Origin of the sequence: Limnohabitans sp., assembly GCF_044361645.1 — a bacterium.
Classification (GTDB): domain Bacteria; phylum Pseudomonadota; class Gammaproteobacteria; order Burkholderiales; family Burkholderiaceae_C; genus Limnohabitans_A.
In genome coordinates this window covers 1-17,311 of the sequence record NZ_JBIKIL010000005.1, presented here as the reverse complement: position 1 = coordinate 17,311, position 17,311 = coordinate 1, and the positions used below count along the sequence as shown (strand labels likewise).

At 61.6% G+C, this 17,311-nt stretch carries 17 protein-coding genes; 5 read left to right on the top strand and 12 right to left on the bottom strand.

The genetic code is table 11. From position 1 onward, the window contains the following. Positions 1-6 precede the first annotated feature (6 nt). Complete coding sequence (locus ACIQ39_RS01580; protein WP_090047447.1) at positions 7-288, bottom strand: UxaA family hydrolase; 282 nt, start codon at positions 286-288, stop codon at positions 7-9. Between the two features lie 570 nt (positions 289-858). On the opposite strand from ACIQ39_RS01580, the gene ACIQ39_RS01575 reads away from it, so the two are divergent. Next, positions 859-2,121, top strand: coding sequence for an acyl-CoA thioesterase/bile acid-CoA:amino acid N-acyltransferase family protein (locus ACIQ39_RS01575; protein WP_396432851.1), 1,263 nt, complete (start codon positions 859-861; stop codon positions 2,119-2,121). 147 nt (positions 2,122-2,268) lie between these two features. Here ACIQ39_RS01575 and ACIQ39_RS01570 read toward each other — a convergent pair whose 3' ends face one another. The 8 genes from ACIQ39_RS01570 to ACIQ39_RS01535 form a co-directional block, all read right to left on the bottom strand. Then, entirely contained in the window at positions 2,269-3,270 is a 1,002-nt protein-coding gene (locus tag ACIQ39_RS01570; protein WP_396432850.1) for an alcohol dehydrogenase catalytic domain-containing protein, read from the bottom strand. Between the two features lie 60 nt (positions 3,271-3,330). Beyond that, the gene (gene serC, locus ACIQ39_RS01565; RefSeq protein ID WP_396432849.1) at positions 3,331-4,545 is read right to left on the bottom strand and encodes a 3-phosphoserine/phosphohydroxythreonine transaminase; all 1,215 of its coding nucleotides are present in this window, start codon (positions 4,543-4,545) and stop codon (positions 3,331-3,333) included. Positions 4,546-4,614: 69 nt separating this feature from the next. Beyond that, positions 4,615-5,382: an SDR family NAD(P)-dependent oxidoreductase gene (locus tag ACIQ39_RS01560; RefSeq protein WP_396432848.1), complete on the bottom strand. Its 768-nt coding sequence runs from the start codon at positions 5,380-5,382 to the stop codon at positions 4,615-4,617. Between the two features lie 52 nt (positions 5,383-5,434). Further along, positions 5,435-6,748 carry a histidinol dehydrogenase gene (gene hisD / locus ACIQ39_RS01555; protein WP_396432847.1) on the bottom strand — a complete coding sequence of 438 codons (1,314 nt, stop codon included), beginning with the start codon at positions 6,746-6,748 and terminating at the stop codon, positions 5,435-5,437. Positions 6,749-6,888: 140 nt separating this feature from the next. Beyond that, the gene (locus ACIQ39_RS01550; protein WP_396432846.1) at positions 6,889-7,944 is read right to left on the bottom strand and encodes an ABC transporter substrate-binding protein; all 1,056 of its coding nucleotides are present in this window, start codon (positions 7,942-7,944) and stop codon (positions 6,889-6,891) included. A 29-nt stretch (positions 7,945-7,973) separates the two neighbouring features. Beyond that, positions 7,974-8,771, bottom strand: coding sequence for an ABC transporter ATP-binding protein (locus tag ACIQ39_RS01545; protein WP_396432845.1), 798 nt, complete (start codon positions 8,769-8,771; stop codon positions 7,974-7,976). A gap of 29 nt (positions 8,772-8,800) precedes the next feature. Beyond that, positions 8,801-9,580: an ABC transporter permease gene (locus ACIQ39_RS01540; protein ID WP_396432844.1), complete on the bottom strand. Its 780-nt coding sequence runs from the start codon at positions 9,578-9,580 to the stop codon at positions 8,801-8,803. After that, positions 9,577-10,374, bottom strand: coding sequence for an ABC transporter permease (locus ACIQ39_RS01535; protein WP_396432843.1), 798 nt, complete (start codon positions 10,372-10,374; stop codon positions 9,577-9,579). The genes ACIQ39_RS01540 and ACIQ39_RS01535 overlap by 4 nt, the downstream gene beginning before the upstream one ends. Positions 10,375-10,571: 197 nt before the next feature. Between ACIQ39_RS01535 and ACIQ39_RS01530 the strand changes: the two genes are divergently transcribed. After that, positions 10,572-11,585, top strand: a complete 1,014-nt coding sequence (locus tag ACIQ39_RS01530) for a LacI family DNA-binding transcriptional regulator (RefSeq protein ID WP_396432842.1) — start codon at positions 10,572-10,574, stop codon at positions 11,583-11,585. 21 nt (positions 11,586-11,606) lie between these two features. Here ACIQ39_RS01530 and pdxH read toward each other — a convergent pair whose 3' ends face one another. Together pdxH and ACIQ39_RS01520 are read right to left on the bottom strand one after the other, a co-directional pair. After that, positions 11,607-12,239 carry a pyridoxamine 5'-phosphate oxidase gene (gene pdxH / locus ACIQ39_RS01525; RefSeq protein ID WP_396432841.1) on the bottom strand — a complete coding sequence of 211 codons (633 nt, stop codon included), beginning with the start codon at positions 12,237-12,239 and terminating at the stop codon, positions 11,607-11,609. Positions 12,240-12,386: 147 nt separating this feature from the next. Next, positions 12,387-12,947 (bottom strand): gamma-glutamylcyclotransferase, encoded by a 561-nt coding sequence (locus tag ACIQ39_RS01520; RefSeq protein WP_396432897.1) that lies wholly within the window; start codon positions 12,945-12,947, stop codon positions 12,387-12,389. Positions 12,948-13,088: 141 nt separating this feature from the next. Here ACIQ39_RS01520 and ACIQ39_RS01515 point away from each other — a divergent pair, with 141 nt between their 5' ends. The 3 genes from ACIQ39_RS01515 (at position 13,089) to eda (ending at position 16,130) form a co-directional block, all read left to right on the top strand. Further along, positions 13,089-13,289 carry a hypothetical protein gene (locus ACIQ39_RS01515; protein WP_396432840.1) on the top strand — a complete coding sequence of 67 codons (201 nt, stop codon included), beginning with the start codon at positions 13,089-13,091 and terminating at the stop codon, positions 13,287-13,289. 355 nt (positions 13,290-13,644) lie between these two features. Then, positions 13,645-15,486: a phosphogluconate dehydratase gene (edd, locus tag ACIQ39_RS01510; protein ID WP_396432839.1), complete on the top strand. Its 1,842-nt coding sequence runs from the start codon at positions 13,645-13,647 to the stop codon at positions 15,484-15,486. Beyond that, complete coding sequence (gene eda, locus ACIQ39_RS01505) at positions 15,477-16,130, top strand: bifunctional 4-hydroxy-2-oxoglutarate aldolase/2-dehydro-3-deoxy-phosphogluconate aldolase (RefSeq protein WP_396432838.1); 654 nt, start codon at positions 15,477-15,479, stop codon at positions 16,128-16,130. The genes edd and eda overlap by 10 nt, the downstream gene beginning before the upstream one ends. A gap of 392 nt (positions 16,131-16,522) precedes the next feature. Here the strand turns inward: eda and ACIQ39_RS01500 are convergent, their stop codons facing one another. Continuing rightward, on the bottom strand, positions 16,523-16,810 hold the full coding sequence (locus ACIQ39_RS01500) for a GIY-YIG nuclease family protein (RefSeq protein ID WP_396432837.1): 288 nt from the start codon (positions 16,808-16,810) through the stop codon (positions 16,523-16,525). Between the last annotated feature and the right edge of the window lie 501 nt (positions 16,811-17,311).

The following is a 17,311-nucleotide window of genomic DNA, read 5'->3' as shown; positions in this document are numbered from 1 at the left end:
CTTGGATCACCAGCGCTTGGTTTTGATGTTGTGCACATGGGCGTGGTCGCCAATGGCAATGGGCGCGACCACCTTGCCAATGTCGGTGCCGTATTTCATGACCGTGTCGCCCAGGGCCATCGCCTTCACGGCCACTTTGTGCCCGATGGGGATGGCCGCGTTGGCCTTGATCGTGATGGTGCGGTTGTCGTCCAAGATGAGGGCGTTCATGCTTTGACCGGCCTCAATGCCTTCAACAACAACAACAGCGACGCTGTCTTTTTCTTCATGCAGTACGCAATGGATCACAAAATTCTCCTGGTGTGGGTGGGCAGACGTGGAACACGCTAGACCTGAAAAAAATGCACAGGCTGAGCAAGGGTTCGTGCGGATTAATGTAAATCATCTATATGAATTTGGGTGTCGGTGTTTACCCGATGAGGTCCACTGGACAGGGAATTGAAGAGATACTGGCGTCCCGCCACAGCGGCTTCTCGGTGGACACCAGCATTTGCATCGCCGCGCAAGACAGCGCGGGCCTTTAGCGCTTGCTTCGGGCCGAGCCCGCCAGCACTGGCGAGGGCGCACTTGGGGTAGGTGGATCAGCGCATCTGTGGGTCAGGGGGTCAATCAGCGAGATGACCATCGCTGCGAGGCAGGCTGCGCCTGACACAGCTCAAAACCTGTCAAACCGACACATCGCGGGCAACTGGCCCAGAGCAAGCACCCAAGCAAACCTCAATGTGCGGTGAATATGTTTTATTTAAATGAATAAAGACCGCTTTATAGTGCTGATCATGTGGTTGAATTTCCTATCCCTTTGTGCCCGCGCGAGAAATGCAAACACGTTCGCGGCGCTCGGCCAACGCCTAAGCGACCATGAGCATGCACTGCGCGCGTGAGCACTCCGGCAGCATGCGACTCGAACCGCTTCCCTCACAGTGCCTCGTGGATCGCGAACTGGTTGTGCGCGTGCTTGGGGCGCGCCCGGGCGAGCGGGTTGAAATCAGTCTGCGCAATGCGGGGGCCAACGGCAGCTTCTTCGCCTCCAGCGCGACGTTCATCGCCGATCGGGACGGCACGGTGGATCTCACTGCTCACGCGCCCGTCGATGGGTCGTATCGAAACGTGCACCCCATGGGACTGTTCTGGTCACGTGTGCAGCATGCAGGCCCGCCTCCGGCAGACGTTCCGGAGGATCCACTGACCGCGATCCTGACCGTTTCGGCGGCTGGACGGCAGGTAGTGCAGACGATCCGCCGCGTGTACCGCGAAGATGTCACCTCGCGGATCATCCAGGAGGACGGCTTGGTGGGTAGGTTCATCACGCCGACGAACGCCGGGCCCAGGCCCGCTGTGCTGGTCGTAGGGGGGTCCGGTGGAGGACTAGGCTGGTCCGCACAGGTGGCCGCGCTGCTTGCTTGCCACGGTTTCTCCTCGTTGGCACTCTCGTACTTCGGAGGGGAGGGCCAGCCATCCGAACTCAAGCACATTCCCTTGGAATATTTCGGCGGCGCAATTGACTGGCTGGGAAAACAAGCAGAAGTGCGGAACGGACAGATCGGTATGCTGGGATGCTCGCGCGGTGGCGAACTGGCTTTGCTGGTCGGTGCCCATTATCCCGGGGTGCGAGCGGTGGTGGCCTATGTGCCAAGCGTCATAGTGGGCAGTGGCTACCCCGATGGTCAATCTCCAGCCTGGACGTGGCGGGACCGGGAAGTGCCATTCGCTCGCGACAATTCGGGGACCAACGCAATCACCACGCACAGCTTTTATAGTCAGCTGCTGCAGAGGGGCTCCGTGGGAGATCTCTGCATCGAAGTTGAGCGGATCGCGGGTCCAGTGATGCTGATCTCAGGCAGGGTCGATGGTGTTTGGCCTTCGGCGGAACTGGCCGACCTTGCGGTGAAGCGGATGCGGTCCGCCGGATTCCCGCATCAGCTTGAGCACTTGAGTTACGAAGACGCCGGGCACGACATTGCATGGCCCAATGCACCAACCACCATGAACCGCTTCCAGCACCCACTCACCGGCGAGGAACTGGACGCAGGCGGAACTGCAGAAGGCACCGCCTATGCCAGTCGCAATTCTTGGCCGCGAATGCTCGAATTCCTGCGCTCGGCCCTTGGCCTTTGTCAATAAGGCGCGCGCTATACGATTAGAAATACGGAAGTCCAGAGTGCGCTTCAGCTTGGGGATGGTGGTGCGCACACCAGCCCCAAGGCTGGGCTGACTTCAAGCCTGAAGGCGTGACCCCAGACACCCACAGGGCCAAGCGCCCGTGCTTGTTCAGGGCAACAGCACCAATTTGCTGGAGGCGATCTGGCCGTTGTCCAGGTCTGCAAAGGCCTTGGCGCCCTCGCTCATGGGCAGGCTTTGTACCCAAGACAAATCGCCAAACGCCCCCTCGTGCAGCAGCTTCACCGTGGCCCGCAAGTCGGCCGTGGTGTAGGTGTAGGTGCCCAGCAAGGTGATCTCGGCCAGGGTGAGTTTGCGCATGTCGATCTCGCTGGCCCAATCTTGCAGACCGATGTGCATCACCACACCACCGGGCTTGACGGCCTGCAGGGCCGCCACCCGTGTCAGCTTGCTGCCCACCGCGTCGATCACGTAGTCAAAACCGTTTTCTTCGGCTTGCACCGTGCGGGGGTCGTAGGTGCGCACGCCCGCGTGTTGTTCGGCCGACACACGGCGCAGCGGATTGACTTCGGCCAAGACCGTGCCACGCGCCCCGTAGTGCTGCAGCAGCAAGGCGGCCAGCAAGCCAATCGCACCACCGCCGATGATGAGTGTGCGGTTTTCGGGCAGGGGCCGGGCCATGACCTTCATGCTCAAGTTCAGGGCATGCAGGGCTGTGGCGGCCGGCTCGGTCAAGGCCGCATGCACGGCCGGCATGTCTTGCGGCATCTCGATCAATGAGGCGGCCGGAATGGCCATGAATTCGGCAAAAGCGCCGGGGCGCGTCATGCCCACCATGGTGCGGCGGCTGCACAGGTTGTTGCGACCTTGCACGCAGTAGTCACACACGCCGCAGGTGATGAGCGGATTGCCCGTCACGCGCTGCCCCACGGCAAAAGCCGGTGCGCCGCTTTGCACCACCGTGCCGCAAAACTCGTGGCCCAACACCAGCCCCGGTTTGCGGCGTGGGTCGTGCCCGTGGTAGGCGTGCATGTCGGAGCCGCAAATGCCCACCGCATCGATGCGCAAAACAACTTCACCCGCAACCAAGTCGGGTTCAGGGCGCTCTTGGATTTGGACTTCGTGGGGTTGGGTGTAGACAAGTGCTTTCATGGGGTGTGTTCCGAGTCAGGGTGTGGTGTGAAGGGTGGGGCTTAGGACGTTGAAGGGTGTTTAAGGGCGTTGACCTTGAGCTGCCAAATTTTGGGTGCGAGAGCGCTTCAAAAAATCCGCCATGAAGGCGCCCAGCACCTCCACTTGGTCCATGCTGACGCCGTTGTACAAACTGGCCCTCAAGTACTTCCCAACCCCAAAGGGGGTCAGTGTTCTCAAGCCAACGATGCCGCGCTCCCAGGCTTGGATCAAGAAGTTCCGAGTGATTTGCTCGTCGCCACCGGCGACATCAAAGGGGATGTTCATGCGGCTGCGGATGGCGGGGTCGGCGATGGGGGTGGCGTAAAAGCCGTCCGATTTGTCGATCAAGTTGTACAACAGGGCCGACTTGGCCATGGCCCGGCGTTCCATTTCCTGCACACCACCTTGCGCGATCAGCCACTGCATGTAGAGCTTGACCACCTCGACGTTGAAGGTGGCGATGGTGTTCCACAAATTGCCTTCACGGGCATTGGTGGTGTAGCACAGCACGCCTGGGCAAAGTGGGCTGGGCGTGCCCAGCAAGTCGCGTCGGATGACGCACAAAGTCAGGCCAGGGTGACCGATGTTTTTGGAGGCGCAGGCATACAAAACGCCGACGTTGCAGCCCACCCAGTCAATGGGCTTGGTGGAAAAGTCTGACGAGGCGTCCACCACCAGGGGGGCTTGGATGCCCAGCTTGGGCAGCCGATGCAACTCAATCCCGTTCACCGTTTCATTCGAGCACAGGTACACGTACTTGGATTCGGGGTCCAAATGCTCAAAGGAGGGGTTGTGGGTGAAGGTGCCGTCGGGGTTCTCGGAGGACACCACGATGGGGCGGCAGTATTTGGCGGCGTCGGTCAGGGCGCGTTTCGACCAGGTGCCATTGACCAGGTAGGTCGCTTTTTCATCGCCACGAGGACACAGGTTGAGCGGAACCGCTGCAAACTGCCCGTGCCCACCCCCATGCATGAAAAGAATTTCATACTCTTCGGGAATATTCATGGCCATGCGGCAGTGTTGCACCGTGCTGGCCAGGATGTCTAAAAACTCAGGCGACCGGTGCGAGAGGTACATCGAGCACATGCGCTCCGCCTCGAACAAGGCCTTGATGCTGGTCTGCACTTCAGCCGCCAGGGACGTTGGCCCGGGGCTGAAATTGAGCGGCGTCACACCGCTGGGGGGCAGCAAGGATCCGAGCATGGCCGGGTGCGTGTCGGCTGATTTGAAGGGCTTGGGGTCTGAGCGGGTCATGGGAGGTGTTTGAGAAAAGGCATGGACTCGCCTGGGTGACCACAGTTTTCTTTCATGGGCTGGAGGGGGCTACTTGGCGGTGTAGCCGCCGTCAATCATGATGGTTTGGCCCGTGATGTAACTGGACGCATCGCAGGCCAGAAAAACAGCCAAGCCGTGGATGTCTGAGAGCTCGCCATTTCGACCCAAACAAGTTTGTGCCGCATGGCGAGCCACCAACTCCGGGTTGCCAAAGACCGGTGCGGTCAAGGCCGTTGGGAAAAAACCAGGGCCGATGGCGTTGCAGGTGATGCCGTGCGGCCCCCATTCGAGCGCCATGGCCCGGGTCAGCTGAACGATGCCGCCTTTGCCCGCACCATAGGGCGCGCTGTTGGCAAATGCCCGGTGGCTTTGCAGGCTGGCGATGTTGACGATGCGGCCCCATCCGCGTTCTTTCATGGCCGGCGCCAGTGCCTGCGCCAAAAAGAAAGGCGCGCTCAAGTGGATGTGGATTTGCGCCATCCAGCTGGTGACAGAAATGTCTGCCACAGGTTCACGCAGATTGACACCCGCAGCATTCACCAAAATGTCAACCGGCCCCAAGTTCAAGGCCTGCCGTGCACCTTCTTGCGCCGCCTCTGGAGAAGCCAGGTCGCAGACCAATGTCTGGACCGAGATGCCCATTGCTGTCAGCTGGTCAGCCGATTCTTGGAGCAAGTTCTGCCTGCGCGCCATCAAAACGAGCTTTGCACCCGCCATGCCCAAAGCTTGTGCCATGGCTTGGCCCAAACCTGAGCTGCCGCCGGTGACCAAAGCCGTTCGACCGGACAAGTCAAATGAAACAGGCGAAGGGCTCATGATGCAGCGCCAGTTTGTGAATGGCTGACAGGTTTGAAGTGTGCTTGCCGCTTCATACCTTCACCTGTTCACCCAGCTCAAAAGCTTGGCCTGGGAAATACTTGGCCAAGCGGTCATCGGCCGTGCGCGCATGGGCCTCCATGCCTTCGAGCCGTGAGATGCGGGCGGTGGCCAGGCCAATGTCGCGGGCGGCTTCACGCGTCATTTTTTGCCAGGTGAAGGTTTTCAAGAATTTGTGCACCGACAAGCCGCCCGAGTAACGCGCTGCGCCCTTGGTCGGCAGCACGTGGTTGGGGCCGCTGGCCTTGTCACCATATGCCACGGTGGTCTCTTCGCCCAAAAACAAGGAGCCGTAGCAGGTCAGTGTTTTCAGCCACCAGTCGAGGTCGGCGGCGTGCACTTCCAGGTGTTCGCTGGCATAGCGGTCGGAAATCTCCACCACCTCGTCGCGGTTGTCACACAACATGACCTCGCCGTAGTCGCGCCAGGCGGCACCGGCGGCGTCGCGTGCGGTGGGGGGCAACAAATCGATCAGCAGGGGCATTTGCCGCATGACCTCTTCGGCCAAGCTGCGGCTGGTGGTGAACAACCAGGCCGGCGACTCGTGGCCGTGTTCGGCTTGGCCCACCAAGTCGCTGGCGACGATGGCCGGGTCGGCCGTCTCGTCGGCGATGATGCCGATCTCGGAAGGCCCTGCAAACACGTCAATGCCCACTTTGCCAAACAAGCTGCGCTTGGCCTCTGCCACAAATTTGTTGCCCGGCCCCACGATCACGTCGGCCGGTTTGCCGGTGAACAGGCCATAGGCCATGCTGGCAATCGCCTGCACGCCGCCCAGGGTCATGATGATGTCGGCCCCCGCCTTGTGGAAGGCGTAAAGCAAATAGGGGTGCATCGGCCCGCCCCGGAATGGCCCGGAGCAAGCGATGATGGTTTTGACACCTGCGGCCTTGGCCGTGGCCACGCCCATGTAGGCGCTGGCAATGTGCGCGTAACGCCCTGCCGGGGCGTAGCAACCGGCGACGTTGACTGGCAGCACACGCTGACCGGCGGTCACACCCGGGTGCAGCTCGACCTGAAATTCAGACAGCGAGCGCCGCTGCGCTTGCGCAAAGTTGAACACCTGCTGGATGGCGAAATCGATGTCGGCCTTGACCTGCTCGGGCACCTCACGCGCATTCGCTTCGATTTGTGCTTGGGTGACAATCATTTCACCCGTCCACTGGTCCAGGTCGCGGGCGTACTTGCGTACAGCAGCTTCACCATTTTTCTGGATCTCGGCCAGCATGGTGTTGACAACATTCTGGGCCGTGGCCGTTTCGGTCTCGGGGGTCTTGTCCGCTTTTTTCAAATACGTGATGGCCACGTGGATCTCCTGGGTGAGGGGTTGGTGCTGCTGAAAGAAAAGGCTGTGCCGGAGCGGGGCTTTGCGCACCCGGACTGGGTCAATGGGGGGCCGGGACCTGGCCTCAGCTGGGGGGTCCCGGCGTGTTCAATCCAAAGCCATCAACGGGTCGAGTTGGCCATGTCGCGCAGCTTGGCGTCGGCTTGCACCAGTTTCAGGTACTCGTCGGTCACGAAGTCGGCCACCGCAGGCACTTGCTGCACGGCACCGGTTTCGCGCATGAATACCGACAGTTCGGTGAACCAGCCGTCCATCTTGGAGTTGGCAGTGCCGCCTGTGCGCTCCATGGTTTTCAGTTGCTGGGCCAGGTTGAAGGTGGGCCGGGTTTCAAACTCTTTGTTCATGGCCGCGTCGCTGATGCTGACACCGCCCTTGGCATAAAAGTCTTTCATCATGCGGAAGGCCTCGGGGCGGTTCGCGCCCATCCAGCTCCAGGCGCGCAGGTAAACGGCCAGGAACTTGGCCACGTTTTGTGGGTTTTGTTTGGCGTACTCACCACGCGCAATCAAGGCACCGGGCACGATGGCCCCGCTGTCCTTGCCGCTGCACAGCATCTTGGCACCGGCTTTTTCTTCCACCGTGTAATTGTTGGGGGCCCACATGCCGGCCAAGTCCGAATTGTTGGACGACAGTGCTGAGATGATCTCGGCCTGGCCCATGTTTTTCATGACCACGTCGGACTTTTTCAAACCGTATTTTTTCAGGCAGGCCTGCACCGCGAAGTCGGCCGTTGAGTTTTGCGTCAAGGTGATGGTCTTGCCGCGCAGCGCAGCAGCAGGGTCTTTGGCGAAATCAGCAGCCGCTTTGCTGCTGCCCACCAGGCCGTTGGCGGCCGACTCGTCGTTGGTGATGCCGATGGTCTTGATGCCAAAACGCACATGGCCCAACACGGCAGGCACCGAGCCTGTGCCGCCAACATCCCAAGAACCGGCGGCCGAGGCCGCGATTTGCGGCACGCCCGCAGGGAAGGTGGAGAACTCGGGGGCCAAGCCCACGTCTTTCCACCAGCCTTTTTCGGTGGCGATGTGGAAGGGCAAGGCCCAGTACAAAGAGGGCTGGTAGCTGATCTTGATGGGCGTCAGGGCTTGCGCTTGGGCGGTGCCTGACAGGCCCCAAACAAGGCTCAGGCCCAGGGCAGCAGCGGTGAGTTTTTTCATGTCTTTGTCTCCTTCGGTTGGTGGTTGCTTCAATGATCCGTGCCCGCGTGCTCTTCACGCAAAGACTTCCAGATTCGGGTGCGCAAATGGACAAAACTTTCCAAGTCCATCACGTCTTCGATCTTGCTGTGTTGGTCCCAGTGCTCGGCTTCGCGCACGGACTTCACATCCAAAATTTCTTTGATCTTTCCGGGGCGGCTGGTCATGACCACCACGCGGTCGGCCAAGTACACCGCCTCTTCCACCGCGTGGGTGATGAACAGCACGGTGCGCGGGTTGTTGCGCGCCAACTTGACCAACTCTTCTTGCATGACCACACGGGTCTGTGCATCGAGCGCGCCAAAGGGTTCGTCCATCAGCAGCACTTGGGGGTTGAGTGCATAGGCCCGGGCAATCGCCACGCGTTGCTGCATGCCACCCGACAGTTGGTGCGGGTAAGCGCTCTCGTAGCCCTTGAGGTTCATCAAGGCGATGTAGTGGGCGATCAGGCGTTCGCGCTCGTCTTTGGCGATGCCTTTGCTGCGCAGGCCAAAGTCGATGTTGTCGTGCACCGTTTTCCAGGGGAACAGGGCAAACTGCTGGAACACCACGGCGCGGTCGGGGCCGGGCTCGGTGACCACCACATCGTTGACTTTGACCGTGCCGCTGCTGGGAAATTCAAGCCCAGCTGCCATGCGCATGCAGGTGGTTTTGCCGCAACCCGATGGCCCCACGATGGCCACGAACTCTTGGTCTTGTACCAAGAGTTGGATCTTGTCGAGGATGAGAAAGTCCTTGCCGTCGCGCTGAAACACGCGGCTGACATCGTTGAACTGGATAGTGGCCATGGGCGGGTAGGGTTTTGAAAAATGACGGTTCAGGCGTTGCGGTGTTTGAGCAGCAGCTTTTCCACACGCCGAATCAGGATGTCGATCACCACACCCACGGCGCCGATGGCGATCATGCCCACCATCACCGTGTCGGTGGCCAAGGCGCTTTGTGCGCGCACGATCAAGTTGCCCATGCCGCTGCTGGCCACGATCAGCTCAGCCCCCACCAGCGACAACCAGCCCAGGCCCGCGCCAATGCGCAAACCGGCAATGATGGAGGGCACCGCGGCTGGGAACAACACCTCGGTGATGGTCTTGAAACTGCCCACGCCCAGCATGCTGGCCGCCTCCAAAAAGCGCACCTCGACGTTGCGTGCGCCCCGGTAAGCGTTGATCAGGCAGGGCGGAAAAGCCCCCGCAAAAATGATCAAGGTGGGGCCGCCGATGCCCGTGCCAAACCACAGCGCGGCAAAGGGCACCCAAGCCACGGGCGCAATGAAGCGCACCGCATCAAACAGCGGGGTGACGACATCGTCCAGCCAGCGAAACCAGCCCATGGACAAACCCAGCGGAATGCCCACCAGCGCGGCCAAGCCAAAGCCCATGCCAAAGCGCTTGAAGCTGGCGTACAGGTGTTCGGGCAAAGTGGCACCCGCAAACGGTGTGTCCATCAGTTCGATCAGCTTGAACAAGACCTCGTGCGGCATGGGCAAAAATTGGGGCGGCGAAAAATGCAGCACCCGGGCCAAGTACCAAAAGGCAAAAAAAGCCACCGTGCCGGTGAGCGTGAGGCCCCAAAACTGGCCTCGGCTGAGGGCTTTGTTCATGTGGCCACCCGCCCTTTTCGCCAGGGCATGGCGCGCTCTTCGAGCACGCCCAAGAGCCAGGTGGTGCTGGCACCACACAGGCCCACAAAGACCATGGCGACCAAAATCATGGCGGGGAAAATGTCCTGCGCGGCTTGGTTCAAGATGCTGCCCAGACCGTAGAGTGCGCCGATCAGTTCAGCCGCCACCAAGGTGGTCCAGCTGGCCTGCAAAGACAGCCGCAGCCCGGTGAAAATCATGGGCAAAGCGCCAGGCACCAGCACCTCAGAGACCATGCGCCAGCCCCGGATGCCCAGCATGCTGGCCGCCTCCATCATGGGTATCTCGATGTTGCGCACGCCGGTGTAGCTGTTGATGACCGAGGGCACAAAGGCCGCCACAAAAATGACCAGAATTTTCGAGCCATCGTCCAGCCCCAGCCACACAATGGCCAAAGGAATCCAGGCCAGCGGGGGGATGGGCCGCAGCAGCAAAAAAGCCGGGTTGATCAGCGCCTCGGCCCGGCGCGAGTAGCCCATCAACAAACCCAGTGGCACGCCAATGCCCACCGCCACGGCAAAACCCATGGCCACCAACTTCAGGCTGTGCAACACGTGCTGGTGCAATTTGCCGTTGCCATAGCCTTCGGTCTGAATGAAGGTGAAGGCACTCAGCACCTCGTCTGGGCGTGGAAAGCGCGAGGGGTTGATCCAGCCCGTCAGCGTGGTGCTCAGGTACCACAGCCCCATGACCAGCAAAAGTGTGGCGCTGCCCAAAGCAGCGCGGCGGTAACTTCTTCCTTGGGCCAGAGCCACTGTGCATCCTTTTTTGAAAGGGGTTGGGGCGCAGACTCAAAATGTAAGCGCTTGCATGCACTTTGGTTTTTTTGCAGGATGTTGTCAATCATGAAAACCCGCATAGCCCTTGAAATAAGGGAAAACACCGAAGTGAATTCAGAAAGCGCTTACATTTCAGTGCCATCGCTGGCCGACTTATGGCATGCTCTGCCCCCATGAAACAAAGCACCACGATTGCGGACGTTGCCCGGCTGGCCGGGGTGTCGACCGCGACCGTATCGCGTGTACTGAGCAAACCCGGTGTGGTCCGTTCCCACACACAAGAGCAGGTGATGGCGGCTGTGAGGCAGCTGGACTACCAACCCGTCGCGGCCGCCCGCGCGCTGGCCTCGGGCCGTACCCACACCGTGGGCTGCGTCATCCCCACACTGGACCATGCCATTTTTGCGCGCAGCACCCAGGCCATGCAAACGACGCTGGCGCATGCGGGCTACCAGCTGCTGGTGGCCAGCCACGAATACGATCCTGACACCGAATTGGAGTTGGTGCGCGCTTTGCAGCAGCGCGGCGTGGACGCGCTGGTCTTGGTCGGCACCGACCACGCGCCCCGGCTGTGGGAGGCCTTGGGCCTGTGGCCCAAGCCGACCTTGTTGACCTGGTCGTGTGACCCGCGCTTGCCCTCCTTGGGCTTTGACAACGCGGGGGCGGCCCGCATGGCCACCGCGCATTTGCTGGGGCTGGGGCACCGGAAAATTGCCGTTATTTCGGGTTTCACCGCACACAACGACCGCGCCCGCAGCCGCATTGAGGGCGCACGCCAAACGCTCGCACAGGCCGGCTTGTCATTGCCCCCAGCGCGGGTGACCGAGCAGGCCTTTAACTTAGAGGGGGGTCGTCTGGGTTTGCGCCAGCTGATGAGCGCAGAGCAGCCCCCCAGCGCGATTTTTTGTGGCAACGATTTGTTGGCCGTGGGCGCTTTGCTCGAAGCCCAGCGCATGGGCTTGAAGGTGCCTGGCAATTTGTCGATTTGTGGCATCGATGACCTGGAAATCGCGCAAGCCATCAACCCGGGCCTGACCACGGTGAGGCTGCCTACTCAGGACCTTGGGCGCATGGCTGCGCTGTCCATGTTGTCGGCGATTTCGGGCGAGGTCATTGCTGCGCAATCGCTTTTGCCATTTTCATTGGTGGTGCGCGGCAGCACCGCGGTTGCGGGCCTTGCCCGCTGACAGCGTCGGGCATCAGACGCCTCAGGGTGCCAGCCGCTCGCGCAGCCAGTCGGTGCCCTGCAGGGTGTAACGCAGGCGGTCGTGCAAACGGCTTTTGCGGCCTTGCCAGAACTGCCAGCTGTCGGGCACCAAGCGGTAGCCGCCCCAATGCGGCGGGCGCGGGGGTTGCAGCATGAACTGCGCGGCGTATTTGGCGGCATTGGTCACCAGCACGGTGCGCCCGTCGATCACCTGACTTTGCGGCGAAGCCCAAGCGCCGATGCGCGAATCGAGCGGGCGGCTGTGAAAGTAAGCGTCGCTTTCCTCGTCGCTGACTTTTTCCACCCGGCCTTCGATGCGCACCACACGCTCCAACGCCACCCAGTGGAACTGCAGCGCGGCAAAGGGGTTGCCTGCCAACTCTTGGCCCTTTTGGCTGTCGTAATTGGTGTACCAGACGATGCCGCGCGGGTCGCAGCCCTTGATCAGCACCACCCGCGTGCTGGGCCGCAGCTTGCTGCTCACGGTGGCCAAGGTCATGGCGTTGGGCTCGGGCACTTCGGCGGTGATGGCCTCTTGCAGCCATTGCTCGAATTGCTTCAAGGGGTCGGCGTGCGAGGCGTTTTCGTTGAGCTCGGCTTTTTCGTAGCTCTTGCGCAGGTCGGCGATGTTCATGTCTGCCAGTATAGGCAGGCTTTGGATGGGCCCGTCATGCGCTGGGCCGCTGGGCCTGACGGGGGCAGGGCCTTGGCCACCACTTGGAGCTTGTCCTTTGCTTGCTGACAGCGCGTGGAGCGCCCGGTGGGCTGCCGTGGGTGTGCTTCAGTCGGCATGGCGCAGCAAGGCAGCCAAGGCACGGTCGTTGATGCCGTGTGCACGCAGGCAGTCGTAGGTTTGCTGGGCATAGTCCAACGTGGTGCCAAAGCGGCCGCAGGCCTGTTGAAAAATGTACCGGTAGGTATCGGCCGGCAAATGGCCGGTGAAGCTGGCGCTTTGCCTTGGCAAGGTAAAGGCCAAGGCCTTGACGGGCCCATGGGGGGTGGCGCAAGTCAACCAGCACGGGGTGTAAACGTCCATGGGCATCTCGCGTGCCCAAAGCCGCACCAGCACCTCGTCGGCCTGTTCTTTGGCCACCCGGTAGACCACGCCATGGCAACTGCCGCCGGGCAGCAATGCAAACACCAAGCCTGGACATTCGGGGCTGCCCCGGTTCAGTCGGCTCCACATTTTGAGGGCCCGGTGCCAGCCCCAGACGCGGCAGGTGTGTTGTTCTTGTGCCTCGAACTCTGGACGCCACAGCAGCGAGGCGTAAGCAAATACCCACAAATCTTGCCCCGCCGTTTGCGCCCTGAAGCGCTCCAGCACCTCGGTTTGGAAGCGCATGCTGGAGCCATCGCAGCGCGCAGGCGGCGCATCCACATTCGGCTTGGCCTTGGGTGGGTCGTGGGTGTCGGTGTGGTGGATGTCGGTCATTTGCCTTCTGGCCCCATGTCATTCTCGCCTCTATTTTCGGAGAAAAACAGCATGTTGAATTCGCAAGATGACCAACAACCCGTGGTTGAGGCCGTTTGTGTGCGCGTGATTTTGTTGGCCACAAGCTTGGCCATTGGCTTGGGCACAAGCTTGGGCATTGGCTTGGGCACAAGCTTGGGCATTGGCTTGGGCATCGTCAAAAGCAAAAAAGCCCCAGCAGCAAGGGCTGCAGGGGCTGCAACAGCAGCATGAGCGCCAAATGCTGCAGCGGCCGATGCAGCAGCGGCCGAGGCAGCAGCGGCCGATGCAGCAGCGGCCGAGGCCACTGCGCCTGCCATTGGCGCAGCAGAGGCCAAGGCCCCCGCTGGCGAGGGCACGGCGGCCAAGTGACCTCAACCCTTGGTGCAAAAACCCGCTTTGGCGGGTTTTTTGCGGCCCTCGGGTCTGGCGGTTCAACGCTCAGCCTTTTGTAACCGATTCGTGACCACCCCATCGGAGAACACGGTTACCATCGGTGATGTAATTTGGTTACCACGACAGCCCAGGCACGTCATCCAAGCGCCACACCCAGCCACCCTGCACAGCCAACCCACCCAGGCACTGCCCCATGACACTTCACCCCACCGTGGCCGCGGTCACGGCCAGCATCACCGAGCGCAGTCTTGCGACACGCCAGGCCTATTTGCAGCAACTCGACGCTGCCGCCAACCAAGACCCGGGTGCCCAGCGCCTGGGCTGTGCCAACGTGGCCCACGCCTTTGCCGCCATGCCAACAGGCGACAAAGACCGCGCCACCGCTTTGGACAAAATCCAGGTGGTGGCCCCGCGCGCGCCCAACATCGGCATCGTCAACGCTTACAACGACCTGCTCTCGGCCCATGCGCCGCTGCAGCACTACCCCGACCTCATCAAAGACGAAGCCCGCAAACTGGGTGCCACCGCCCAAGTGGCGGGTGGCGTGCCCGCCATGTGCGATGGCGTGACGCAAGGCACGCCCGGCATGGAGCTGAGCCTGTTCAGCCGCGACGTGATCGCCATGGCCACGGCGGTGTCGCTGAGCCACGACGTGTTTGACGCCGCGCTGATGCTGGGCGTGTGCGACAAGATCGTGCCAGGTCTGCTGATTGGCGCATTGCACTTTGGCCACTTGCCCACCGTGTTTGTGCCCGCAGGCCCCATGGGCAGCGGGCTGTCCAACACCGACAAATCCAAGGTGAGAGAGCAAGCCGCACAGGGCTTGGTGGGTCGCCCGGAATTGCTCGAGGCCGAGTCCAAGGCCTACCACGGCGAAGGCACCTGCACCTTTTACGGCACGGCCAACAGCAACCAAATGCTGCTCGAAGCCATGGGCCTGCATGTGCCGGGCACAGCCTTTATCTCCCCGGCCGATGGCCTGCGCCAAGACCTGACCCGCGAGGCCACGCGCACCGTGTTGGCGCTGGTCAAAGGCAAAAACTTCACACCCATTGGCCGCTTGGTCGATGAGCGCAGCATCGTCAACGCCATGGTGGCGCTGTTGGCCACGGGCGGCTCCACCAACCATTTGATCCATTGGGTGGCGGTGGCGCGGGCTGCAGGCATCGTGATCGACTGGGACGACTTCTCGGCCCTGTCCGATGTGGTGCCGCTGCTCAGCCGCGTCTACCCCAATGGCACGGCCGATGTGAACCAGTTCCAAGCCGCAGGCGGGCCGGGCTACGTCATCCGCGAGCTGCTCGACGCCGGTTTCATGCATGCCGACGTGCTCACGGTGCGCCCCGGCGGTCTGCGCGAGTTCACGCGCAAGCCCAGCACAGCCGATGGGGCATTGGTCTGGCGCGAAATTGGGGCCAGCCAAGACGACACCGTGGTGCGCCCGGCCAGCCAGCCCTTCAGCGCCACGGGCGGCCTCAAGCTGTTGCAAGGCAATCTGGGCCGCAGCGTCATCAAGGTCTCGGCCGTGCCCGAGGCGCTGCATGTGATCGAGGCGCCCGCCCGGGTGTTCAATTCACAAGAAGCCTTGCTGGCCGCGTTCAAGGCCGGTGACATGGACAAAGACATGGTCTGCGTGGTGCGCTGGCAAGGCCCGCAAGCCAACGGCATGCCCGAGCTGCACAAACTCACCCCGCCGCTGGCGGTGCTGCAGGGCAAAGGCTTCAAGGTGGCGCTGGTCACCGACGGCCGCATGAGCGGCGCATCGGGCAAAGTGCCTGCCGCCATCCACGTCTCGCCCGAAGCCGCAGCCGGTGGCCCATTGGCCAAGGTGCAAGACGGCGATGTGATCCGCTTAGACGGTGTGGCAGGCAGCTTGCAAGTGCTGGTGAGCGAGGCCGATTGGGCCGCCCGCCCACTGGCCCAAATGCCCGCTGAGCTGCGCGCTGCCAACGGCGTGGGCATGGGCCGCGAACTGTTTGCCAACCTGCGTCGCAATGCGCTCAAAGCCGAAGAAGGAGCCTGCACATGGCTGTGAATTCCAATGCCCCTTTGACGGCCTTGCAAGTGATGCAAGACGCGCCGGTGATCCCCGTGATCGTGCTCCACGATGTGGCGCATGCCGTGCCCATGGCGCGTGCCTTGGTGGCGGGCGGTATACGCATGCTGGAGGTGACCTTGCGCACCCCGCAGGCGCTGGCCTGCATGCAAGCCATCGCCCAAGAAGTGCCCGGTGCCGTGGTCGGTGCGGGCACGGTGCGCAGCCCCGCTGATGCGGCCGCAGCGGCCAAAGCCGGCGCCCGTTTTGCGGTCAGCCCCGGCTACACCCGTGCGGTGGGGCAGGCCTGCCGAGACCACGGCTTGTCGCTCTTGCCTGGTGTGGCCACCGGCAGCGAAATCATGATGGCGCAAGAAGACGGCTACACCGAACTCAAGTTCTTCCCCGCCATGCAAGCCGGTGGCCCGGCCATGCTCAAGGCCTGGAGTGGCCCGTTTTTTGATGTGAGGTTTTGCCCCACGGGCGGCGTCACACCGGGCAATGCCCTTGAATTTTTGGCTCTCCCCAACGTCGCCTGCGTGGGCGGCTCATGGCTGGTGCCCGCCGACGCACTGGCCCAAGGCGACTGGGCGCGCATCGAAGCGCTGGCGCGCGAAGCGACGCAATTGCCACGGTCACAGTGAAAACGGCCACTGCGCGGCGCTCACCGACGCGACAGTCCATGGATCGCTTCGTGCCTCGCGATGACGAGAAACTGGGTCGTGATGACGGGAAGTAAGTCGCAATGACGAGCAATTACCTTGCGATGACGGAATGTGCCTCGCGACGGCGGAGAGTGGCTCGCGACGGCGGGCAAGTGCCTCGCGGTGTCACCCAAATCCCCGTCACTGCGAGGAGCGCAGCGACGTGGCAGTCCATGGATCGCTTCGTACCTCGCGATGACGGGAAACTGGGTCGCGATGATGGAAAGTGGCTGGCGGTGTCACCCAAATCCCCGTCACTGCGAGGCGCGCAGCGACCTGGCGATCGATTGAAATTGAGTGGTGGGATGAAGCCAAGTTGCCCTTGATGCCAGCTACAAAATATTTTCGTATAGATCTATCCATTGCGGATTCATCGTTTCGATCAGTTCAATTTTTTTGAGCCGCGAACCTGCTTTGATCTGTTTTTCACGTCCGATCGCAGCCAACATGTCGGCATGCATTTCGAACCAGACCAACTGATGCACGTGGTACCTGCTGGTGAAGCCACCGAGACTGCCATTCTTGTGTTGCCACACGCGAGCGGGCAGTGCACTTGTGACGCCAACATAAAGCGTTCCATGGCGTGAACTGGCCATGATGTAAACACAGGCTTGCTTCATACCCAACCCCTCTTTATAAAAGTTTGGCAGAGCTGTAAAGGCTTGGATAGAGGGTTTTTATGGATCGCTTCGTACCTCGCGATGACGGGCAGCTGGGTCGCGATGACGGGAAGTACCTCGCGACGGCGGGAAACTGGGTCGCGATTTCACCCAAATCCCCGTCACTGCGAGGAGCGCAGCGACGCGGCAGTCCATGGATCGCTTCGTACCTCGCGATGACGGGAAACTGGGTCGCACTGACGTGAAACTGGGTTGCGATGACGGAATGTGGGTCGCGATGACGGAATGTGCCTCGCGACGGCGGGAAAGTGGCTGGCGGTGTCACTCAAATCCCCGTCACTGCGAGGAGCGCAGCGACGCGGCAGTCCATGGATCCACAAGTTCGACACTTCCTGCACGTAAGTGATTGATTCGATTAGAAACCGAGGTCAAACCGCAGACTACAAAACAGGCTTGGCGAGGTCTGATGAGGTCGGCGGTGTCAATTCCAGGGCCGCAAAC

Excerpts from the sequence above, each read along its gene's own strand:
- ACIQ39_RS01540 (WP_396432844.1), bottom strand. The coding sequence starts at position 9,580 with ATGAACAAAGCCCTCAGCCGAGGCCAGTTTTGGGGCCTCACGCTCACC.
- pdxH (WP_396432841.1), bottom strand. The coding sequence starts at position 12,239 with ATGAACATCGCCGACCTGCGCAAGAGCTACGAAAAAGCCGAGCTCAAC.
- ACIQ39_RS01560 (WP_396432848.1), bottom strand. The coding sequence starts at position 5,382 with ATGAGCCCTTCGCCTGTTTCATTTGACTTGTCCGGTCGAACGGCTTTG.
- ACIQ39_RS01520 (WP_396432897.1), bottom strand. The coding sequence starts at position 12,947 with ATGCGCTTCCAAACCGAGGTGCTGGAGCGCTTCAGGGCGCAAACGGCG.
- ACIQ39_RS01545 (WP_396432845.1), bottom strand. The coding sequence starts at position 8,771 with ATGGCCACTATCCAGTTCAACGATGTCAGCCGCGTGTTTCAGCGCGAC.
- ACIQ39_RS01515 (WP_396432840.1), top strand. The coding sequence starts at position 13,089 with ATGTTGAATTCGCAAGATGACCAACAACCCGTGGTTGAGGCCGTTTGT.
- serC (WP_396432849.1), bottom strand. The coding sequence starts at position 4,545 with ATGACCCGCTCAGACCCCAAGCCCTTCAAATCAGCCGACACGCACCCG.
- ACIQ39_RS01570 (WP_396432850.1), bottom strand. The coding sequence starts at position 3,270 with ATGAAAGCACTTGTCTACACCCAACCCCACGAAGTCCAAATCCAAGAG.
- ACIQ39_RS01550 (WP_396432846.1), bottom strand. The coding sequence starts at position 7,944 with ATGAAAAAACTCACCGCTGCTGCCCTGGGCCTGAGCCTTGTTTGGGGC.
- eda (WP_396432838.1), top strand. The coding sequence starts at position 15,477 with ATGGCTGTGAATTCCAATGCCCCTTTGACGGCCTTGCAAGTGATGCAA.
- ACIQ39_RS01500 (WP_396432837.1), bottom strand. The coding sequence starts at position 16,810 with ATGAAGCAAGCCTGTGTTTACATCATGGCCAGTTCACGCCATGGAACG.
- ACIQ39_RS01530 (WP_396432842.1), top strand. The coding sequence starts at position 10,572 with ATGAAACAAAGCACCACGATTGCGGACGTTGCCCGGCTGGCCGGGGTG.
- edd (WP_396432839.1), top strand. The coding sequence starts at position 13,645 with ATGACACTTCACCCCACCGTGGCCGCGGTCACGGCCAGCATCACCGAG.
- ACIQ39_RS01575 (WP_396432851.1), top strand. The coding sequence starts at position 859 with ATGAGCATGCACTGCGCGCGTGAGCACTCCGGCAGCATGCGACTCGAA.